Origin of the sequence: Pseudomonas sp. Au-Pse12 (assembly GCF_021341665.1) — a bacterium.
Classification (GTDB): domain Bacteria; phylum Pseudomonadota; class Gammaproteobacteria; order Pseudomonadales; family Pseudomonadaceae; genus Aquipseudomonas.
The window spans coordinates 118,242-136,954 of record NZ_JAJTTH010000005.1; the positions used below are offsets into that span (position 1 = coordinate 118,242).

At 63.5% G+C, this 18,713-nt stretch carries 22 protein-coding genes; 20 read left to right on the top strand and 2 right to left on the bottom strand.

The features are described from left to right. The first annotated feature begins 64 nt into the window (after window positions 1–64). From LXM55_RS15450 to LXM55_RS15495, 10 genes are all read left to right on the top strand, one after another. Entirely contained in the window at window positions 65–436 is a 372-nt protein-coding gene (locus tag LXM55_RS15450) for a chemotaxis response regulator CheY (RefSeq protein WP_003183998.1), read from the top strand. 30 nt (window positions 437–466) lie between these two features. Then, the gene (locus LXM55_RS15455) at window positions 467–1,255 is read left to right on the top strand and encodes a protein phosphatase CheZ (protein WP_047284566.1); all 789 of its coding nucleotides are present in this window, start codon (window positions 467–469) and stop codon (window positions 1,253–1,255) included. A gap of 12 nt (window positions 1,256–1,267) precedes the next feature. Next, entirely contained in the window at window positions 1,268–3,553 is a 2,286-nt protein-coding gene (locus LXM55_RS15460; RefSeq protein ID WP_233321182.1) for a chemotaxis protein CheA, read from the top strand. Window positions 3,554–3,600: 47 nt separating this feature from the next. Further along, entirely contained in the window at window positions 3,601–4,716 is a 1,116-nt protein-coding gene (locus LXM55_RS15465; RefSeq protein ID WP_233321183.1) for a protein-glutamate methylesterase/protein-glutamine glutaminase, read from the top strand. Beyond that, complete coding sequence (locus tag LXM55_RS15470; RefSeq protein WP_016963185.1) at window positions 4,716–5,456, top strand: flagellar motor protein; 741 nt, start codon at window positions 4,716–4,718, stop codon at window positions 5,454–5,456. Before LXM55_RS15465 ends, LXM55_RS15470 begins: the two co-directional genes overlap by 1 nt. Beyond that, on the top strand, window positions 5,456–6,343 hold the full coding sequence (gene motD, locus LXM55_RS15475; protein WP_442799763.1) for a flagellar motor protein MotD: 888 nt from the start codon (window positions 5,456–5,458) through the stop codon (window positions 6,341–6,343). Before LXM55_RS15470 ends, motD begins: the two co-directional genes overlap by 1 nt. Window positions 6,344–6,393: 50 nt before the next feature. Further along, window positions 6,394–7,182 (top strand): ParA family protein, encoded by a 789-nt coding sequence (locus LXM55_RS15480; protein ID WP_233321185.1) that lies wholly within the window; start codon window positions 6,394–6,396, stop codon window positions 7,180–7,182. 84 nt (window positions 7,183–7,266) lie between these two features. After that, window positions 7,267–8,142: a CheW domain-containing protein gene (locus LXM55_RS15485; RefSeq protein WP_233321186.1), complete on the top strand. Its 876-nt coding sequence runs from the start codon at window positions 7,267–7,269 to the stop codon at window positions 8,140–8,142. A gap of 79 nt (window positions 8,143–8,221) precedes the next feature. Beyond that, entirely contained in the window at window positions 8,222–8,704 is a 483-nt protein-coding gene (locus tag LXM55_RS15490) for a chemotaxis protein CheW (RefSeq protein WP_011060011.1), read from the top strand. After that, window positions 8,705–9,097 (top strand): DUF2802 domain-containing protein, encoded by a 393-nt coding sequence (locus LXM55_RS15495; RefSeq protein WP_233321187.1) that lies wholly within the window; start codon window positions 8,705–8,707, stop codon window positions 9,095–9,097. 43 nt (window positions 9,098–9,140) lie between these two features. Here the strand turns inward: LXM55_RS15495 and LXM55_RS15500 are convergent, their stop codons facing one another. Beyond that, the gene (locus LXM55_RS15500) at window positions 9,141–9,470 is read right to left on the bottom strand and encodes an EscU/YscU/HrcU family type III secretion system export apparatus switch protein (protein ID WP_233321189.1); all 330 of its coding nucleotides are present in this window, start codon (window positions 9,468–9,470) and stop codon (window positions 9,141–9,143) included. After that, window positions 9,467–11,050, bottom strand: coding sequence for a flagellar hook-length control protein FliK (gene fliK, locus LXM55_RS15505; RefSeq protein WP_233321190.1), 1,584 nt, complete (start codon window positions 11,048–11,050; stop codon window positions 9,467–9,469). Before fliK ends, LXM55_RS15500 begins: the two co-directional genes overlap by 4 nt. 196 nt (window positions 11,051–11,246) lie before the next feature. Between fliK and ccmA the strand changes: the two genes are divergently transcribed. The 10 genes from ccmA (at window position 11,247) to LXM55_RS15555 (ending at window position 18,634) form a co-directional block, all read left to right on the top strand. After that, the gene (gene ccmA, locus LXM55_RS15510; protein WP_267924423.1) at window positions 11,247–11,882 is read left to right on the top strand and encodes a cytochrome c biogenesis heme-transporting ATPase CcmA; all 636 of its coding nucleotides are present in this window, start codon (window positions 11,247–11,249) and stop codon (window positions 11,880–11,882) included. Further along, window positions 11,879–12,547: a heme exporter protein CcmB gene (gene ccmB, locus LXM55_RS15515; protein ID WP_233321194.1), complete on the top strand. Its 669-nt coding sequence runs from the start codon at window positions 11,879–11,881 to the stop codon at window positions 12,545–12,547. Before ccmA ends, ccmB begins: the two co-directional genes overlap by 4 nt. Window positions 12,548–12,637: 90 nt before the next feature. Next, window positions 12,638–13,393: a heme ABC transporter permease gene (locus LXM55_RS15520; RefSeq protein WP_233321196.1), complete on the top strand. Its 756-nt coding sequence runs from the start codon at window positions 12,638–12,640 to the stop codon at window positions 13,391–13,393. Beyond that, on the top strand, window positions 13,390–13,566 hold the full coding sequence (gene ccmD / locus LXM55_RS15525) for a heme exporter protein CcmD (RefSeq protein WP_016965418.1): 177 nt from the start codon (window positions 13,390–13,392) through the stop codon (window positions 13,564–13,566). Before LXM55_RS15520 ends, ccmD begins: the two co-directional genes overlap by 4 nt. After that, window positions 13,563–14,018 carry a cytochrome c maturation protein CcmE gene (ccmE, locus tag LXM55_RS15530; protein ID WP_011060019.1) on the top strand — a complete coding sequence of 152 codons (456 nt, stop codon included), beginning with the start codon at window positions 13,563–13,565 and terminating at the stop codon, window positions 14,016–14,018. Before ccmD ends, ccmE begins: the two co-directional genes overlap by 4 nt. A 3-nt stretch (window positions 14,019–14,021) precedes the next feature. Next, complete coding sequence (locus LXM55_RS15535; RefSeq protein WP_233321198.1) at window positions 14,022–16,010, top strand: heme lyase CcmF/NrfE family subunit; 1,989 nt, start codon at window positions 14,022–14,024, stop codon at window positions 16,008–16,010. Next, the gene (locus LXM55_RS15540) at window positions 16,007–16,543 is read left to right on the top strand and encodes a DsbE family thiol:disulfide interchange protein (protein WP_011060021.1); all 537 of its coding nucleotides are present in this window, start codon (window positions 16,007–16,009) and stop codon (window positions 16,541–16,543) included. Before LXM55_RS15535 ends, LXM55_RS15540 begins: the two co-directional genes overlap by 4 nt. Next, window positions 16,540–17,010 carry a cytochrome c-type biogenesis protein gene (locus LXM55_RS15545; protein WP_233321200.1) on the top strand — a complete coding sequence of 157 codons (471 nt, stop codon included), beginning with the start codon at window positions 16,540–16,542 and terminating at the stop codon, window positions 17,008–17,010. Before LXM55_RS15540 ends, LXM55_RS15545 begins: the two co-directional genes overlap by 4 nt. Next, window positions 17,007–18,218, top strand: a complete 1,212-nt coding sequence (ccmI, locus tag LXM55_RS15550; protein WP_233321201.1) for a c-type cytochrome biogenesis protein CcmI — start codon at window positions 17,007–17,009, stop codon at window positions 18,216–18,218. Before LXM55_RS15545 ends, ccmI begins: the two co-directional genes overlap by 4 nt. 14 nt (window positions 18,219–18,232) lie before the next feature. Then, a complete protein-coding gene (locus tag LXM55_RS15555; protein WP_233321203.1) occupies window positions 18,233–18,634 on the top strand; it encodes a hypothetical protein in 402 nt (133 codons plus the stop codon). Window positions 18,635–18,713: the final 79 nt, after the last annotated feature.

Sequence of the window (18,713 nt, forward strand, 5' to 3'; positions counted from 1 at the left end):
TTGAATGGCGCGTTCAGGTGCTGGATGCGTTTAAGACTGCTTGGAGGTCGAATTGGACAAGAACATGAAAATCCTCATCGTTGATGACTTTTCAACGATGCGGCGGATCATTAAGAACCTGTTGCGTGATCTGGGTTTCACCAACACGGTCGAGGCCGACGATGGCACTACTGCCATTCCGGTACTCAACAGCGGGAGCATCGACTTTCTGGTAACGGACTGGAACATGCCGGGCATGACCGGTATCGACCTGCTGCGCCACGTGCGTGCCGATGAAAAACTCAAGCACCTGCCGGTACTCATGGTGACCGCGGAAGCCAAGCGCGAGCAGATCATCGAAGCTGCCCAGGCCGGCGTAAACGGCTATGTCGTCAAACCATTCACGGCCCAGGCGTTGAAAGAGAAGATCGAAAAGATCTTTGAACGCATCGGTTGAGGTGCGTAGCCATTCCGCCACGGGGGAGCTATGGAGCATAACGAATCTTCACTGGGCGACTTTGAGTCGACCCTGAAAAAACATGCGCTGGAACTGGTCGAGAGCCTGGAAAAGGGCAAGTTCGGCGAAGCGGTGCAATTGATCCATGAGCTCAATCAGACCCGTGACCGCGGCCTGTACCAGGAAGTGGGCAAGCTCACCCGCGAGTTGCATAGCGCGATCGTCAATTTCCAGATTGACCCGCACATGCCGCAAGCCGAGGAAGTTTCACAGATCACGGATGCCACTGAGCGCCTGTCCTATGTGGTCCGGCTGACGGAAGCCGCAGCCAACCGCACCATGGACCTGGTGGAGAGCAGCACCCCGCTGGTCAACGGCCTGAGCACTGAAGCCCAGGCCTTGAGCGCAGACTGGGGTCGCTTCATGCGACGCGAGGTCGGTGCTGAAGAGTTTCGCGAGCTGGCGCGCCGGGTCGACAGTTTCCTGACGCGCAGCGAACAGGAAACCCGTACCGTTTCCGGCCACCTCAACGACATTCTGCTGGCGCAGGATTACCAGGACCTGACCGGCCAGGTGATCAAGCGTGTGACCCAGTTGGTCACGGAAGTCGAAAGCAATCTGCTCAAACTGGTCTTGATGGCCAGTCAAGTCGATCGTTTCGCAGGCATCGAACATGACCGTGAATCGATCCTCGCTGAAAAAGATCCGCAAAAACATCTCGCCAAGGGTGAAGGTCCGCAGATTCATGCCGATAAACGGGAAGACGTTATGTCCGGTCAGGACGATGTAGACGATTTGCTTTCCAGCCTTGGATTCTAGGAGCACCCATTAATGAGCTTCGGCGCCGATGAAGAGATCCTTCAGGATTTCCTGGTTGAGGCCGGCGAGATTCTAGAGCAACTGTCCGAACAACTGGTCGAGCTGGAAAGCCGACCGGATGATGCGGACCTGCTCAATGCAATTTTTCGCGGTTTTCACACTGTTAAAGGGGGCGCCGGCTTCCTCCAGCTCAATGAGCTGGTGGAGTGCTGCCACATCGCCGAGAACGTCTTCGACATCCTGCGCAAGGGTGAGCGGCGGGTCGACTCGGAACTGATGGACGTGGTGCTTGAGGCTCTGGACGCGGTGAACGGCATGTTCGGCCAGGTCCGTGAGCGCACCGAAATCACTGCCGCGACCCCGGAACTGCTGGCCGCCTTGGCGCGCCTGGCCGAGCCTGCCGGTGCCGAGCCCGCAGCACCTGCGGTGGAAGAAGTGGTCGAGCCGGTTGCCGAGGTTGTGGCTGATGAAAGCCCGGCAGGGGATATCACCGATAACGAATTCGAGCTGCTGCTCGACTCGCTGAACGCCGCCAAGGCTGAAGCCGAGACCGCGCCTGCCGCCGCACCAGTGGCCCAGGGCGAGCCGGCCAGCGATGAAATCACCGATGCCGAGTTCGAATCCCTGCTGGACCAGTTGCACGGCAAGGGCCAGTTTGCCCCGGATGCCGTAGCACCGGCCGCCGCCAGTACCGCCACAGGCACCGCTGCCAGTGGCGACGAAATTACCGACGACGAATTCGAAGCCCTGCTGGACCAGTTGCATGGCAAGGGCAACTTTGCCGTGGACGCACTGGAATCGGCGGTGGCCGCGAGCCCCGCGACGCCAGCCCCGACGGCCGCGGCCGCCGGCAGCGACCTGATCACGGATCACGAATTCGAATCCCTGCTGGATGAGTTGCACGGCAAGGGCAAGTTTTCCGAAACCCCAGGTACGGCCCAGCCTGCCGCGGTGACTGCGGCCCCGGCCCCGGCTGCGGCGGCCGCTGCAGCCGTCGCCAAACCGGCAGCGAAGAAGCCCGAGCCCAAGGCCGAGGCGCCTAAGGCTGCCGCTGCTCCAGCCGCTCCTGCTGCTGCGGCTCCGGCACGCGCGGCGGCTGCGGCACCGGCAGAAAAGCCGGCCAGCGAAGCGGAAACCACGGTGCGGGTCGATACCGCGCGCCTGGACGAAATCATGAACATGGTCGGCGAACTGGTGCTGGTGCGTAACCGCCTGGTGCGCCTGGGGCTGAACAGTGGCGACGAAGCCATGTCCAAGGCGGTGTCCAACCTTGACGTGGTAACGGCCGACCTGCAGACCGCGGTGATGAAGACCCGCATGCAGCCGATCAAGAAGGTCTTCGGGCGCTTCCCGCGCCTGGTTCGCGACCTGGCCCGGCAGCTCAAGAAAGAGATCAACCTGGAGCTGGTGGGGGAAGAAACCGACCTCGACAAGAACCTGGTAGAGGCCCTGGCCGACCCGCTGGTGCACTTGGTGCGCAACGCGGTGGACCACGGTGTCGAATCGCCGGAAGAACGTGAAGCCTCGGGCAAGTCCCGTGGCGGCAAGGTGGTTCTGGCGGCGGAACAGGAAGGCGACCACATCCTGCTGTCGATCTCCGATGACGGCAAGGGTATGGACCCTAACGTGTTGCGCGCCATCGCCGTCAAGCGCGGCGTGATGGACAAGGATGCCGCCGACCGCCTCAGCGATACCGAGTGCTACAACCTGATCTTCGCCCCGGGTTTCTCCACCAAGACCGAGATTTCCGACGTCTCCGGCCGTGGCGTGGGCATGGACGTGGTGAAGACCAAGATTTCCCAGCTCAATGGTTCGATCAACATCTACTCGACCAAGGGCCAGGGCTCGAAGATCGTCATCAAGGTGCCGTTGACCCTGGCGATCATGCCGACCCTGATGGTCATGCTCGGCAACCAGGCCTTCGCCTTCCCGCTGGTCAACGTCAACGAGATCTTCCACCTCGACCTGTCGCGCACCAATGTGGTGGACGGCCAGGAAGTGGTGATCGTGCGCGACAAGGCGTTGCCCCTGTTCTACCTCAAACGCTGGCTGGTCAGTTCCGCCGCTCATGAAGAGCAGCGCGAGGGCCACGTAGTGATCCTTTCGGTGGGCACCCAGCGGATCGGCTTTGTCGTCGATCAACTGGTGGGCCAGGAAGAAGTGGTCATCAAGCCCTTGGGCAAAATGCTTCAGGGAACCCCGGGCATGTCCGGCGCCACCATTACCGGTGACGGCCGCATCGCTCTGATCCTCGATGTTCCGAGCATGCTCAAGCGTTACGCCGCACGGCGTATTTGATTCGGCGGGGAGGGGCGGTTGGCCTCGCCCCACCTAACGGAGTGTTTATGGCAGTCAAAGTCCTGGTGGTGGACGATTCGGGTTTTTTCCGCCGCCGCGTCTCGGAAATTCTTTCAGCGGATTCGAATATCCAGGTCGTCGGTACGGCGACCAACGGTAAAGAGGCGATCGATCAGGCTCTGGCGCTCAAGCCGGACGTGATCACCATGGACTACGAGATGCCGATGATGGATGGCATCACCGCAGTGCGGCACATCATGCAGCGCTGCCCGACGCCGGTCCTGATGTTCTCTTCCCTGACCCACGAAGGCGCCCGAGTGACCCTCGATGCGCTGGATGCCGGGGCGGTGGATTTCCTGCCGAAGAATTTCGAAGACATCTCGCGCAACCCCGAGAAGGTCAAGCAACTGCTGTGCGAGAAAGTCCACAGCATCTCGCGCAGTAATCGGCGTTTCAGCAGCTACAGCGCCCCGGCGCCACAACCGGCTGCTCCGGCGCCGGCGCCGTCGAGCTTTGGTGGCAGTCGCCCGGCGCCAGCGCCAGCTCCGGCCCGGGCTGCGGCACCGGCTGCCAGCGCGAATTCGCCAGCGCCCAAGCGCAAGGCCTACAAGCTGGTGGCGATTGGTACGTCCACTGGCGGTCCGGTGGCACTGCAGCGGGTCCTGACCCAGCTGCCGGCCAACTTCCCGGCCCCTATCGTGCTGATCCAGCACATGCCGGCGGCGTTTACCAAGGCCTTCGCCGAGCGCCTGGACAAGCTCTGCCGGATCAGCGTCAAGGAAGCCGAGGACGGTGACATCCTGCGTCCGGGCCTGGCGCTGCTGGCGCCTGGCGGCAAGCAGATGATGATCGACGGTCGTGGCGCGGTGAAGATTCTTCCCGGCGACGAGCGCCTGAACTACAAGCCATGCGTGGATATCACCTTTGGTTCTGCGGCCAAGTCCTACAACGACAAAGTTCTGGCGGTGGTTCTCACCGGCATGGGTGCCGACGGTCGTGAAGGTGCGCGCCTGCTCAAGCAGGGCGGCAGCGCGGTCTGGGCCCAGGATGAAGCCAGCTGCGTGATCTATGGCATGCCCATGGCCATCGTCAAAGCCAACCTGGCGGATGCGGTGTACAGCCTGGACGACATTGGCCGGCACCTGGTCGAGGCCTGTCTCTGATGGATGTGCTCAGCCTAATCGGGATCATCATGGCGTTTGTCGCCATCATTGGCGGCAATTACCTGGAAGGTGGTCACCTGTCGGCTCTGGCCAATGGTCCGGCCGCGCTGATCGTGCTCGGCGGGACCATCGGCGCGGCCTTGCTGCAGTCACCGTTGAGCGCGTTCAAGCGAGCCATGCAGATCCTGGTGTGGATCCTGTTTCCGCCTCGGGTCGATCTGCCGGGCGGCATCGATCGGGTGGTCAACTGGAGCCTGACCGCGCGCAAGGAGGGCCTGCTGGGCCTGGAAGGCGTGGCGGACGCCGAGCCGGACACCTATTCGCGCAAAGGCCTGCAACTGTTGGTGGACGGCGCCGAGCCGGAAGCCATCCGCAGCATCCTCGAAGTGGATTTCTACACCCAGGAAAGCCGTGATATCGAGGCCGCCAAGGTCTTCGAGAGCATGGGCGGCTACGCCCCGACCATCGGCATCATTGGTGCGGTGATGGGCTTGATCCACGTGATGGGCAACCTGGCCGATCCCTCCCAGCTGGGCAGCGGCATCGCCGTGGCCTTCGTCGCCACCATCTACGGCGTGGCCAGTGCCAACCTGGTGCTGCTGCCGATCGCCGCCAAGCTGAAATCCATTGCCCTGCGCCAGTCGCGTTACCGGGAAATGCTCCTTGAAGGCATCCTGTCGATTGCCGAAGGCGAAAACCCCCGCTCCATCGAGCTGAAGCTGCAAGGCTTCATGGACTGATTATGGCCCGTCGTCGCCAGCAAGAAGAACACGTCAACCATGAGCGCTGGTTGGTTTCCTACGCCGACTTCATCACCTTGCTGTTCGCGTTTTTTGTGGTCATGTACTCGATTTCCTCGATCAACGAGGGCAAGTACAAGGTCATTTCCGAAGCCTTGATCGGGGTCTTTACCGACTCCGATCGCAGCCTCAAGCCGATTCCGATTGGCGATGAGCGGCCCAAGACCGTGACCCCGGCCAAGCCGCTGGTCAAGGACAGCGATCAGACCGATGCCGGTATCTCCGGTGGCAGCGACCCGTTGAAGAGCATCGCCGATGACATCAGCGCGGCCTTTGGCGACCTGATCAGCTCCAATCAGATGACCGTGCGCGGCAATGAGCTGTGGGTGGAGATCGAACTCAACTCCAGCCTGTTGTTCGGCAGTGGCGATGCCATGCCCAGCGATCAGGCGTTCACCATCATCGACAAGGTGGCGAAGATCCTCAAACCGTTCGACAACCCGATCCATGTCGAGGGGTTCACCGATAACCAGCCGATCCAGACGGCGCAGTACCCGACCAACTGGGAGCTGTCCTCGGCCCGCTCGGCGAGCATCGTGCGCATGCTGGCAATGCAGGGGGTCAACCCGGCACGCATGGCTTCGGTGGGCTACGGTGAGTTCCAGCCGGTGGCCAACAATGCCACCGCCGAAGGGCGGGCACGCAATCGCCGGGTGGTGCTGGTGGTGTCGCGCAACCTGGATGTGCGTCGCAGCCTGACCGGTACCGGAACCGCCAATGCGAAGCCGGATGCGGCGCTCAAGCGTGCTGGCACACAAACTGCACCAACCCCGGTCAAAACGCCGGTACAGGGAAGCGCCGTCAATTCTCCGTCACCTGCTTTATAACTTAGCGCTATGTCTCGCCCCGCTGTGGCCGGGCGGGAGGAACAAACCGAATGAGAGTCTGGGCAGTTGCCAATCAAAAGGGTGGTGTCGGTAAGACCACCAGTTCCATCGCTTTAGCCGGGTTGCTGGCCGAGGCGGGCAAGCGCGTGGTCGTGGTCGACCTCGACCCCCACGGTTCCATGACCAGCTACTTCGGTTATGACCCGGACACCCTGGAGCACAGCAGCTACGACCTGTTCCTGCACAAGGGCAACGTGCCCCAGGACCTGCCGGGCCAGCTGTTGCTGGGCACCAGCCATGAACGTATTTCCCTGTTGCCGTCGAGCACCGCGCTGGCCACCCTCGAGCGCCAGTCGCCGGGGCAGAGCGGCCTGGGCCTGGTGATCGCCAAGAGCCTGGCGCAGCTGTGGCAGGATTTCGACTACGCGGTGATCGACAGCCCGCCGCTGCTCGGGGTGCTGATGGTCAACGCCCTGGCGGCCAGCCAGCAGCTGGTGATTCCGGTGCAGACCGAACACCTGGCGGTCAAGGGCCTGGAACGCATGGTCAACACCCTGGCCATGGTCAATCGCTCGCGCAAGCAACCTTTGCCGTTCACCATCGTGCCAACCCTGTTCGACCGCCGGACCCAGGCTTCCCTGGGTACCCTGCGGGTCCTGCGGGACAAGTTCCCCGAGGAAATCTGGCAAGGCTACATTCCGGTGGATACCCGTTTGCGCGACGCCAGCCGGGCCGGGGTCACGCCTTCGCAGTTTGACGGCAAGAGTCGCGGGGTACTGGCCTACAAGGCCTTGCTCAAGCACCTGCTGGCCCAACAACTCGTGGCACAGGTGGCTTGACGTGAAGCGTTATTCAAGTCGCCAGGCAGCCCGGCCGATAACCCCTACAGGTCACTGTGTCGGGGTTTTAGCGTGGGCATCCTCATGAACCGTCCTCTGGATGTAAAGAGCCGGCCGCAGTTGGCGCTGCAGTCGTATCTGGACGCGTTGCTGCAGGACGCCACCGACGAGGAGTTGGCGCCGCCACCCGTTCCGGTGGCCCCACCTGTGGTCGTCGAAGCGTCCGGCGAAGTGCTGGATGAGTTCCAGGCCGCCGTTCTGGAAGAACAGGCGCGTGACGCCCAGCTCCAGCAGCACGCGGCGCCCGCGGTTGCCGCACCTGCGCCAGTGGTGGCGCCGGTATTGGAAGCGCCCGCGCCCATGCCAAGCACGCTTTCGCCCGTGGTGCCGATGCTCCAGGCCCTGGTGCCGCCCGTGGTGGAAGTGCATTTGCCACCGAGCAATCCGCCACCTCCGGTCGCTGGCAGTGATCGGCCGAGCTGGGCGGCGGAGCCGTTCGAGTGTCTGTTGTTCGATGTTGCGGGCCTGACCCTGGCGGTGCCGCTGGTGTGCCTGGGGTCGATCTATTCCCTGGCCGGGCAGGAACTGACGCCGCTGTTCGGCCAGCCGGAGTGGTTCCTCGGCATCTTGCCGAGCCAGGCCGGCAACCTGAAGGTCCTGGATACCGCGCGTTGGGTCATGCCTGATCGCTACCGCGATGATTTCCGGCAGGGCCTGCAGTACGTCATCTCGGTTCAGGGCTATGAGTGGGGGCTGGCGGTGCATCAGGTCAGCCGCTCGTTGCGCCTGGACCCCAATGAAATCAAGTGGCGCAGCCACCGTGGCCAACGGCCTTGGCTGGCCGGTACCGTGATCGAGCATATGTGTGCCTTGCTTGATGTCTCCGAACTGGCGGAGTTGATCGCCACCGGCGGTGCCAAGCAGATGGCTATCAGTCAAGCGGCCCACAAGCCGAAGTAAACCAACAACAGGCGGCGTCCGTCGGGCGTCGCCACACAGAACACACGCCGTTTCCAACGGTTATTTGAGGGGTCAGGGTATGAATAAGTCGTCGTCTGCACAGGGTTCCGAAGATCCGATCCTGCAATGGGTCACCTTCAAGCTGGATAACGAGTCCTACGGCATCAACGTGATGCGCGTCCAGGAAGTGCTGCGCTACACCGAGATCGCTCCGGTGCCGGGCGCACCCAGCTACGTGCTAGGGATCATCAACCTGCGCGGCAACGTGGTGACCGTGATCGACACCCGCCAGCGTTTTGGCCTGGTGCCGACCGAAGTCAACGACAACACCCGCATCGTCATCATCGAGGCCGACAAGCAAGTGGTCGGGATCATGGTCGACAGCGTCGCCGAAGTGGTTTACCTGCGTCAGTCGGAAGTCGAGACCGCGCCGAACGTCGGCAACGAAGAGTCGGCCAAGTTCATCCAGGGCGTGTGCAACAAGAACGGCGAACTGCTGATTCTGGTTGAGCTGGACAAGATGATGAGCGAAGAGGAATGGTCGGAACTGGAGAGTATCTGATTGATCCTCGAGGTAGCGGTAATTGTCCTGGCGATCCTCTGGGTCGCCACTTTGGCGCTGTTCCTGTCCTACACCCGCAACCAGCGGCAGATTGCCGCCCAGCAGGCTGAGGGCGATGCCTTGCGTGACCAGCGGATCAAGGAGCTGGCCAAGCGCGTTGACCATTACCAGAACGGTACCGTGCGCATGGGCGAGGATCTGCATGAGCTGCGGGCGGTGGTGGCGCCATTGCCGGACAAGCTGGCCCAGCTGGAACAGCGCGACCCCTCCAGCCTGTCCTTCGCCCAGGCTGCGCGCCTGGTGGGCATGGGCGCCAGCGTCGACGAACTGACCCAGTCCTGTGGCCTGACCCAGGCCGAAGCGGAACTGGTCAGCAAGCTGCACAAAGGCTGAACATCAGCCGCAAGCCGCAAGTTTCCCGCTTGAAGCTTGCGGCTTACAGCTTGTAGCTGCCCTCTGTGACATCCTTCTCCCCTTCCGCCTGTTGCGGATCATGCCCCACCGGGAACTTGCCCTTGAGGTTCCAGGCGAAGGCAATGATCTCGGCGATGGTGCGGTACAGCTCCGGCGGAATGCTCTCGCCCAGCTCCAGTCGCGCCAGCAGCTTCACCAACTCGGCATTCTCGTAGATGGGCACTTCATAGTCGCGGGCGATCTTGAGGATGGCTTCGGCCAGTTCGTCATCGCCCTTGGCGGTGAGGGTCGGGGCTTGCTGGCCATCGTATTTCAGCGCGATGGCCTGGCGTGGTGGCGGAGTGTGCTTCATGCGGTTTCGTCGACCCAGCGTTGTTCCAATCGGGTTTGCGGGCCCCGGGGCGGGATACCGAGATGGCAATCCAGGTCGCCGACATTCAGCCCCGAGGCCAGCAGGCGTTCGCGCAGGCTGCCCAGGTGGCTTTCAATCAGGCTCGCCGTATAGGGGCGTTCGGCCCAGAGCTGGCTGGATAGCCGGCCCTGGATCAGTTGCGCCTGGACCTGCAGCGGCCCCAGGGGTTCCAGGTCGAAGGCCAGGTCGACCCGCCACAAGGCCTGCTTGGGTTCGCGTTCTTCGCGTTTCTGCTGCGGCTCCGGTTCCGGCGCCTCTTCCCGTTGCAGCTTGACCTGCAAGGGCACGATGTCCTGCAGGTTGCGCATGGGAATTTCCAGCTGCCAGGTGCTGAGCAGCCGGCCGTCATCGGTCAGGCCGCTTTGTTCCAGGCTCGACAATTGATGGCTCTGCAAGCGCGACACGGCCGCCGCGGCCAGGCGCAGCAATTGTTCCAGGTCACCTTCGCCTTCCAGGCTCTGCAGCAGCCGCTCGGGCAGCGGAAAGCCAGTGGGCGAGGCCTTGGCGCTGACCTGGCCGAGGGTGCCCAGGGCGCTGCGCACGAAACTCGGCAGCGATTGGGCCAGGGTGTTGGCGGCCAGGATCGCGTTGAATTGGGTGGAGGAGGGCAGGTTCGGGGTCAGCTGAGCGATCAGCCGTAGCAGGTCGGCCTTCATGTCCGGCACCTGCCCCGGATTGGCCCCAGCCAGCAACCGGGCCTCCAGGAACAGGCCGCTGCCCAGCAAGGCTTGGGCCACGCCGCGCGGGCTGCTCAACTGTTGCACGTCGGGCAGGCCGGCCAGCAGGCGCTCGACGGCGGCGCGCAGGTCGGCGGAAAGGCTGGAGGGGGCACTGTCGGCGGGCAGGTTCTGCAAGGCGTTGATCAAGCCGCTCAGCGAACCCTGGCGGCTTTGCTGGCTGGCCAGTTGAGCGGCAATCGCCAGTTGTTCCTGGCGGCTGCTCAAGGGCACGAAGTTAAGGGTTTGTGCATCGCTGACCTGTGCGCTCAGCAGGCTGCCGATGCGCAGCGGCTGTGGGCTGTCGATGCTCAGGGTGGCGCCACTTTGCGCGGTGTTGAGCAGGCTCACCAGCGAACGGTAGACCAGTGGTTGGCTGGCGCCCTGGGGCAGCATCTGGCTGGTCAGCACCTTGCCCTGCAGCAGGGTGCCCGGGGGCAGTTGGCTGGTGTCCAGGCGGGTCAGGGCGGCGACACTGGAAGCGATGGCTTGCTGCACGGTGATCGCCAGGTTGCCAGCCGAGGGTTGGGTGACCGCCAGGCTGGTGCCCTGGGGCAAGGGCTGGTTGCTGGTGGCCTGCAAGGTGGTTTGCCGGCCGTTGTCCAGGGTGACCTTGAGCAGCAGCTGGAATGTCTGGTCGGTCTGCTTGAGCGAAAGGACTTCGGCCTTGGCGCTCTGGCCGGCGGCAATCAAACCCTCCAGCGGTGGCACCAGCTTGAGCAGTTCGCCACTGATCGGCTGAGGGCGCGAGGTGCCGGAAGCGGGCGCCTGGGGCAGCGGCAGGATGTTCATTTCGCCTGTCATTCGGACACAACCTGTGGAAATTAGCCCTCTTGAGAGTAGGGCTTCGCATGTATAATGCCGCCCGTCTTTGGGGGAGTGGTGAAAACATTGCAAATGTTTGACGCAGCTCTCTAGAACAGGCCGCCAATGCATTTATCCTGCATCTCTTTAACGGCCGCTCCATTGCCGACTTGAACCCGTAAAGGCCCCCTATCCCTTGACCAGCCCTCTTCTCGAAGCCGTAGCACTCGCCTGTGAGCGCGATTGGCGAATGTTGTTTGAACACCTCGAGTTGCGTCTGACAGGCGGAGACATGGTGCAGATCAGCGGCCCCAACGGCAGCGGCAAGACCAGCCTGTTGCGACTGCTGGCCGGGTTGATGCAACCCACCGGCGGTCAGGTCCTGCTCAATGGCCAGCCCTTGCACGCCCAGCGCGCCGAACTGGCGCGCAACCTGTTGTGGATCGGCCACGCCGCCGGGATCAAGGACCTGTTGACCGCCGAGGAAAACCTCAGCTGGCTTTGTGCCCTGCACCAGCCCGCCCAGCGCGAGGCGATCTGGCAGGCCCTGGCCGCCGTCGGCCTGCGTGGTTTCGAGGACGTGCCTTGCCATACCCTGTCCGCCGGCCAGCAGCGCCGCGTGGCATTGGCGCGCCTGTACCTGGACAGCCCGCCGCTGTGGATCCTCGATGAACCCTTCACCGCGCTCGATAAGCAGGGTGTGGCCCAGCTTGAAGAACACCTGGCCGGCCATTGCGAGCGGGGTGGCATGGTGGTCCTGACCACCCACCACAGCCTGAGCCGCATGCCTTCGGGTTACCGCGATATCGACCTGGGACGGTGGGCCGCATGAGTGTCTTTGCCCTGTTGGTGGCCCGTGAAGCGCGCCTGTTGTGTCGGCGTCCGGCGGAACTGGCCAACCCCCTGGTATTTTTCGCAATCGTTGTCGCACTGTTCCCGTTGGCCGTGGGACCTGAGACACAATTGTTGCAAACCTTGTCTCCGGGGCTGGTCTGGGTAGCGGCCCTATTGTCCGTCCTGCTCTCGCTGGACGGGCTTTTTCGCAGTGATTTCGAGGACGGATCCCTTGAGCAGTGGGTCCTTTCGTCGCACCCCCTGGCTCTTCTGGTTCTGGCCAAGGTGCTGGCACACTGGGTGTTCTCCGGATTGGCACTGGTCTTGCTCGCGCCCTTGTTGGCGGTGATGCTCGGGCTGCCTGCCGCCTGTCTGCCGGTGCTGCTGATGTCCTTGTTGCTGGGCACCCCGGTGCTCAGCCTGCTGGGCGCGGTGGGTGCGGCGTTGACGGTGGGGCTCAAGCGTGGCGGCCTGTTGCTGGCGCTGTTGATCCTGCCGTTGTACATCCCGGTTTTGATTCTCGGCAGTGGCGCCCTGCAGGCGGCATTGCAGGGCATGCCGGCTACCGGTTACCTGCTGTGGCTTGGGAGCCTGACCGCCCTGGCAGTAACCTTGACACCCTTTGCAATAGCGGCTGGCCTGAAGATCAGCGTCGGCGAATAATAATGAGGTCTGATCATTTTTTGATCACTTCTGTTCAAGAAAAGACCCAGGCTTTTCGACCACGAAAAGCACCCGTGATGGAAACAGTGAATGAACTGGACTTGGTTTCATAAGCTCGGCTCGCCTAAATGGTTCTATGGCATCAGCGGCAGAATGCTGCCCTGGCTCAGCATCGCCGCGGTGTTGCTGATCGCTGTCGGCGTGGTCTGGGGCCTGGCCTTCGCGCCGCCGGACTACCAGCAGGGCAACAGCTTTCGCATCATCTATATTCATGTCCCGGCGGCGATGCTGGCGCAGTCCTGCTACGTGATGCTGGCGGTCTGCGGCGTGGTTGGCCTGGTATGGAAGATGAAGCTGGCGGACGTGGCGCTGCAATGCGCGGCGCCGATCGGCGCCTGGATGACCGCCGTGGCGCTGGTGACCGGGGCCATCTGGGGCAAGCCGACCTGGGGCTCGTGGTGGGTCTGGGATGCACGACTTACGTCGATGTTGATCCTGCTGTTTCTGTACTTCGGTCTGATTGCCCTGGGCAACGCTATCAGCAATCGTGACAGCGCCGCCAAGGCCTGTGCGGTATTGGCCATCGTGGGCGTGGTGAACATCCCGATCATCAAGTACTCGGTGGAGTGGTGGAACACCCTGCACCAGGGCGCCACCTTCACCCTCACGGAGAAACCGGCGATGCCGGTGGAAATGTGGCTGCCGCTGCTGCTCACCGCCTTGGGCTTCTATTGCTTCTTCGGCGCCGTGCTGTTGCTGCGCATGCGCCTGGAAGTGCTCAAGCGCGAAGCCCGGGCCAGTTGGGTCAAGGCCGAAGTACAAGGTTGCCTGGAGACCGTTCGATGAGCTTTGCATCCTTCAGCGACTTTCTCGCCATGGGCCATCACGGCCTGTATGTCTGGTCGGCCTATGGCATCTGCCTGGCGGTCCTGGCCATCAACGTGGCGGAGCCGATCCTGGCCCGCAAGCGTTATCTGCAACAGGAGGCGCGTCGTCTGCGCCGGGAGAACGGTAAGTGAATCCGCTGCGTAAAAAGCGTCTTTTGATCATCCTGGCGATCCTGGTGGGCGTCGGCATTGCCGTCGGCCTGGCCCTCAGCGCGCTGAAGGAAAACATCAACCTGTTCTACACCCCGACCCAGATCGCCAATGGCGAAGCGCCGCTGGACACGCGGATTCGCGCCGGAGGCATGGTCCAGGCCGGTTCGCTGCAGCGTTCCGCCGATTCCCTGGACGTGAAATTCGTGGTCACCGACTTCAACAAGTCGGTGACCATCACCTACCGCGGCATCCTCCCGGACCTGTTCCGCGAAGGGCAGGGCATTGTCGCCCTGGGCAAGCTCAATGCCGATGGCGTGGTGGTGGCCGATGAAGTGCTGGCCAAGCACGACGAGAAATACATGCCGCCGGAAGTCACCAAGGCGTTGAAAGACAGCGGCCAGTCGGCACCGACGCCAGCGAAAGAGGGTTAAGCCATGAGTTCCGCACTGTTCATTCCTGAACTCGGCCAATTGGCGATGATCCTCGCCCTGTGCTTCTCCCTGGTCCAGGCCGTGGTGCCGATGCTCGGCGCCTGGCGTGGCGATCGGCTGTGGATGAGCCTGGCCCAGCCGGCGGCCTGGGGGCAGTTCGCGTTCCTGGTGTTCGCCTTCGGTTGCCTGACTTACGCCTTCATGACCGATGACTTCTCGGTGGCCTATGTGGCCCACAACTCCAACAGCGCCTTGCCCTGGTACTACAAGTTCAGCGCCGTCTGGGGCGCTCACGAAGGTTCGCTGCTGCTCTGGGCGCTGATCCTCGGCGGCTGGACCTTCGCCGTGTCGGTGTTCTCGCGGCAACTGCCGCAGGTGATGCTGGCCCGGGTACTGGCGGTAATGGGCATGATCAGCACCGGCTTCCTGTCGTTCCTGATCGTTACCTCCAATCCGTTTGCGCGGATCCTGCCTCAGGTGCCTGCCGACGGCCGTGATCTCAATCCGCTGCTGCAGGACATCGGCCTGATCGTCCACCCGCCGATGCTCTACATGGGCTACGTCGGTTTCTCGGTGGCCTTCGCCTTCGCCATCGCCGCCTTGCTCGGCGGTCGCCTGGATGCTGCCTGGGCCCGCTGGTCGCGGCCTTGGACCATCGTTGCCTGGGCTTTCCTCGGCATCGGTATCACCCTGGGCTCGTGGTGGGCCTACTACGAACTCGGCTGGGGCGGCTGGTGGTTCTGGGACCCGGTGGAAAACGCCTCGTTCATGCCCTGGCTGGTGGGCACGGCGCTGATCCACTCCCTGGCGGTCACGGAAAAGCGCGGGGTGTTCAAGAGCTGGACCGTGCTGTTGGCCATTGCTGCCTTCTCCCTGAGCCTGCTGGGCACCTTCCTGGTTCGTTCCGGGGTCCTGACCTCGGTTCACGCCTTTGCCGCAGACCCTGAGCGCGGCGTGTTCATCCTGATCTTCCTGCTGTTCGTGGTGGGGGGCTCGCTGACCCTGTTCGCCCTGCGCGCGCCGGTGGTCAAGAGCCAGGTGGGCTTCAACCTCTGGTCGCGGGAAACCCTGTTGCTGGGTAACAACCTGGTGCTGGTGGTGGCGGCCTCGATGATTCTGCTCGGCACCTTGTACCCGCTGGTGCTGGACGCCCTGACCGGCGCCAAGCTGTCGGTGGGCCCGCCGTACTTCAACGCGCTGTTCATTCCGCTGATGGCCCTGCTGATGGTGGTGATGGCGGTGGGCGTGCTGGTGCGCTGGAAAGACACCCCGGTGAAATGGCTGGTGGGCATGCTCGGCCCGGTGCTGCTGGGCAGCGTGGCCCTGGCGGTGGTCGCGGGCATCGCCTACGGCGACTTCAACTGGGCGGTGCTGGCGACCTTCCTCCTGGCGGCCTGGGTGCTGCTGGCCGGGGTGCGCGACATTGTCGACAAGACCCGGCACAAGGGCCTGATCAAGGGCCTGCCCAGCCTGACCCGCAGCTACTGGGGCATGCAGTTGGCGCACCTGGGCATCGCCGTCTGTGCCCTGGGCGTGGTGCTGTCGAGCCAGAACAGCGCCGAGCGCGACCTGCGCCTGGAGCCGGGCGAGTCCATGGAGCTGGCCGGCTATCACTTCATCTTCGAGGGCGCCAAGCATTTCGAAGGGCCGAACTTCACTTCCGACAAGGGCACCGTGCGTGTGGTGCGCAATGGCAAGGAAGTGGCGGTGCTGCATCCGGAAAAACGCCTGTACACCGTGCAGAGCTCGATGATGACCGAGGCCGGGATCGATGCCGGTTTCACCCGTGACCTGTATGTGGCGCTGGGCGAACCCCTGGGTGAAGGCGCCTGGGCGGTGCGGGTGCACGTCAAGCCATTCGTGCGCTGGATCTGGTTCGGCGGCCTGCTCACCGGGTTCGGTGGCTTGCTGGCGGCCATGGACCGGCGTTATCGGGTCAAGGTTAAAAGCCGCGTGCGCGAAGCGCTGGGCATGACAGGAGCTACGGCATGAGACGCTGGATGATGATGCTGCCCCTGGCGGTGTTCCTGGTGGTGGCGGTGTTCCTCTATCGCGGGTTGTACCTGGACCCGGCCGAGCTGCCGTCGGCGATGATCGGCAAGCCGTTCCCGGAGTTTTCCCTGCCGTCGGTGCAGGGCGACAAGACCCTGACCCGTGCCGACCTGCTGGGCAAGCCGGCGCTGGTCAACGTCTGGGGCACCTGGTGCATCTCCTGCCGGGTCGAGCATCCGGTGCTGAACAAGCTGGCCGAGAAGGGCGTGGTGATCTACGGCATCAACTACAAGGACGTCAACGCCGACGCCCTGAAGTGGCTGGCCGAGTTCCACAACCCCTACTTGCTGGACGTGCGCGACGAGGAGGGCTCCCTGGGCCTGAATCTCGGCGTCTACGGCGCCCCGGAAACCTTCTTCATCGATGCCAAGGGCATCATCCGCGACAAGTACGTCGGGGTGATCGACGAAGTGGTGTGGCGCGAGCAACTGGCCGCCAAGTACCAGGCCCTGGTCGATGAGGCCAAGCCATGAAGCGCTGGTTAGCCGCCGCCATCCTCGGCCTGAGCATTGTCGGGGTGGCCCAGGCCGCCATCGACACCTATCAGTTCGCCAACGATGCCGACCGTGAAAGGTTTCACGAGCTGACCAAGGAGCTGCGCTGCCCCAAGTGTCAGAACCAGGACATCGCCGATTCCAACGCACCGATCGCCGCTGACCTGCGCAAAGAGATTTTCCGCATGCTCGGCGAGGGCAAGGACAACCAGCAGATCATCGACTTCATGGTCGATCGCTACGGTGACTTCGTGCGCTACCGACCGGCCCTCACCGGCAAGACCGCGCTGCTCTGGTTCGGCCCCGCCGGGCTGTTGCTCGGCGGTCTGGTGATCATTGTCGTGATTGTCCGGCGTCGGCGCGTGGAGCGCAGTGACAGCCCGAACACGCTTTCCGTCGAAGAGCGTCAGCGCCTCGACCAACTGCTGGATAAAAACCACCCATGATTGATTTCTGGCTTGCGGCAGGCCTGCTGCTCCTGATTGCCCTGAGTTTCCTGTTGATCCCGGTCTTGCGTGAGCGTCGCGCTCAGCGCGAGGAGGATCGTACCGCGCTGAACGTGGCGCTTTATGAAGAGCGCGTGGCCGAGCTGCACAGCCAGCAGCAGGAAGGCGTGCTCAGTGCCGAGCAGATGGACGCGGGGCGTGCCGAAGCCGCCCGCGAACTGCTGGCCGACACCGAAGGCAGCGGCGCCGTGCGCACCTCGCGCCTGGGCAAGCCACTGCCGTTGCTGGCGGCGCTGCTGGTACCGCTGCTGGGCCTGGGTCTGTACCTGCACTTCGGGGCCAGCGACAAGGTCGAGCTGACCCGCGAATTCGCCCAGGCACCGCAGTCCATGGAAGAGATGACCTGGCGCCTGGAGCGCGCGGTGGCAGCCCAGCCGGACTCCGCCGAAGGCCTGTATTTCCTCGGGCGCACCTACATGGCCCAGGACCGGCCGGCGGACGCGGCGAAGATCTTCGAGCGCACCGTGGCCCTGGCCGGGCGCCAGCCCGAATTGCTGGGGCAATGGGCCCAGGCGCAGTACTTCGCCGACAACAAGCAATGGTCGGACAAGGTCCAGGGCCTGACCGACGAAGCGTTGAAAGCCGACCCCAATGAAGTCACCAGCCTCGGGCTGCTGGGGATTGCCGCCTTCGAAGGCGGGCGTTTCCAGGAAGCCATCGATTACTGGAAGCGCCTGCAGGCGCAACTGCCACCGGACGACAACTCCCGCGCCGCGTTGCAGGGCGGTATCGATCGTGCCAGCGAGAAGCTGGTGGCCGGTGGCGGCAAGGTTGCCAGCGAACCTGTGGCCAAGGCCCAGGCCAAGGGCGCGGTGCTCAAGGTCCGGGTCGACCTGGCAGCGGAGCTCAAGGCCAAGGTCCAGCCGAGTGACAGCGTATTCATCTTCGCCCGCGCCACCCAGGGCCCGCCGGCGCCACTGGCGGCCAAGCGCTTGACCGTGGCCGACCTGCCGGCGACCGTCGAGCTGGCGGATGCCGACGCAATGATGCCGCAGTTGAAACTGTCGAACTTCCCTGAAGTCCAACTGGTTGCGCGCGTATCCCGCGCTGGCCAGCCGACGGCCGGCGAGTGGGTCGGGCGCAGCCAGCCCCTGGCCAGCAGCACCACTGCTGCCCAGCAGCTGACCATCGACAGCCCGGATCAATAACCAGAGAAACCGCCATGACCGCCATCGCTCGCATTACCCTGTTGTCACTGGTTCTGGGGTTGAGCGCATGTACGGTCCAGCGGCCGGCGCCAACTTCCTCTGAGCCCATTCCGCCCGCGGGGCCGAGCACACGCCCGGCTCCGTCCACGGCCCCGGGCAAGCCCAGTGCGCCGATTCCCGCCGCCAAGCCCCTGCCACGCACTTCCGCCAGCTTCGCACCGCCGCCAGGCGGGCACAGCCACTGGGATGCGCGGCTTGGGGTCTATGTGCTGGATAACCAGAGCAATACCTTTTATCGCCAGCGCACCTACTACCGCTGGAACAATGGCTGGAGCCGCTCCATCAGCCCCGACGGGCCTTGGGAAGACACCGATATCCACGGTGTTCCCGCCGGCCTCGGCCGCCAGTTCCAATAATTCCGGCGCCTGCCGGATAACCGCAGAGGCGCAGGCCAGAGCCCGCGCCCGGGGTGGATTATTTAAGCCTCGGGATGCC

Coding starts and splice junctions, on each gene's coding strand:
- LXM55_RS15540 (WP_011060021.1), top strand. CDS start 16,007: ATGAGACGCTGGATGATGATGCTGCCCCTGGCGGTGTTCCTGGTGGTG.
- LXM55_RS15470 (WP_016963185.1), top strand. CDS start 4,716: ATGGATGTGCTCAGCCTAATCGGGATCATCATGGCGTTTGTCGCCATC.
- LXM55_RS15480 (WP_233321185.1), top strand. CDS start 6,394: ATGAGAGTCTGGGCAGTTGCCAATCAAAAGGGTGGTGTCGGTAAGACC.
- LXM55_RS15450 (WP_003183998.1), top strand. CDS start 65: ATGAAAATCCTCATCGTTGATGACTTTTCAACGATGCGGCGGATCATT.
- ccmB (WP_233321194.1), top strand. CDS start 11,879: ATGAGTGTCTTTGCCCTGTTGGTGGCCCGTGAAGCGCGCCTGTTGTGT.
- LXM55_RS15460 (WP_233321182.1), top strand. CDS start 1,268: ATGAGCTTCGGCGCCGATGAAGAGATCCTTCAGGATTTCCTGGTTGAG.
- LXM55_RS15490 (WP_011060011.1), top strand. CDS start 8,222: ATGAATAAGTCGTCGTCTGCACAGGGTTCCGAAGATCCGATCCTGCAA.
- LXM55_RS15535 (WP_233321198.1), top strand. CDS start 14,022: ATGAGTTCCGCACTGTTCATTCCTGAACTCGGCCAATTGGCGATGATC.
- ccmD (WP_016965418.1), top strand. CDS start 13,390: ATGAGCTTTGCATCCTTCAGCGACTTTCTCGCCATGGGCCATCACGGC.
- fliK (WP_233321190.1), bottom strand. CDS start 11,050: ATGACAGGCGAAATGAACATCCTGCCGCTGCCCCAGGCGCCCGCTTCC.
- ccmI (WP_233321201.1), top strand. CDS start 17,007: ATGATTGATTTCTGGCTTGCGGCAGGCCTGCTGCTCCTGATTGCCCTG.
- LXM55_RS15545 (WP_233321200.1), top strand. CDS start 16,540: ATGAAGCGCTGGTTAGCCGCCGCCATCCTCGGCCTGAGCATTGTCGGG.
- LXM55_RS15520 (WP_233321196.1), top strand. CDS start 12,638: ATGAACTGGACTTGGTTTCATAAGCTCGGCTCGCCTAAATGGTTCTAT.
- LXM55_RS15455 (WP_047284566.1), top strand. CDS start 467: ATGGAGCATAACGAATCTTCACTGGGCGACTTTGAGTCGACCCTGAAA.
- LXM55_RS15500 (WP_233321189.1), bottom strand. CDS start 9,470: ATGAAGCACACTCCGCCACCACGCCAGGCCATCGCGCTGAAATACGAT.
- LXM55_RS15485 (WP_233321186.1), top strand. CDS start 7,267: ATGAACCGTCCTCTGGATGTAAAGAGCCGGCCGCAGTTGGCGCTGCAG.
- LXM55_RS15465 (WP_233321183.1), top strand. CDS start 3,601: ATGGCAGTCAAAGTCCTGGTGGTGGACGATTCGGGTTTTTTCCGCCGC.
- LXM55_RS15555 (WP_233321203.1), top strand. CDS start 18,233: ATGACCGCCATCGCTCGCATTACCCTGTTGTCACTGGTTCTGGGGTTG.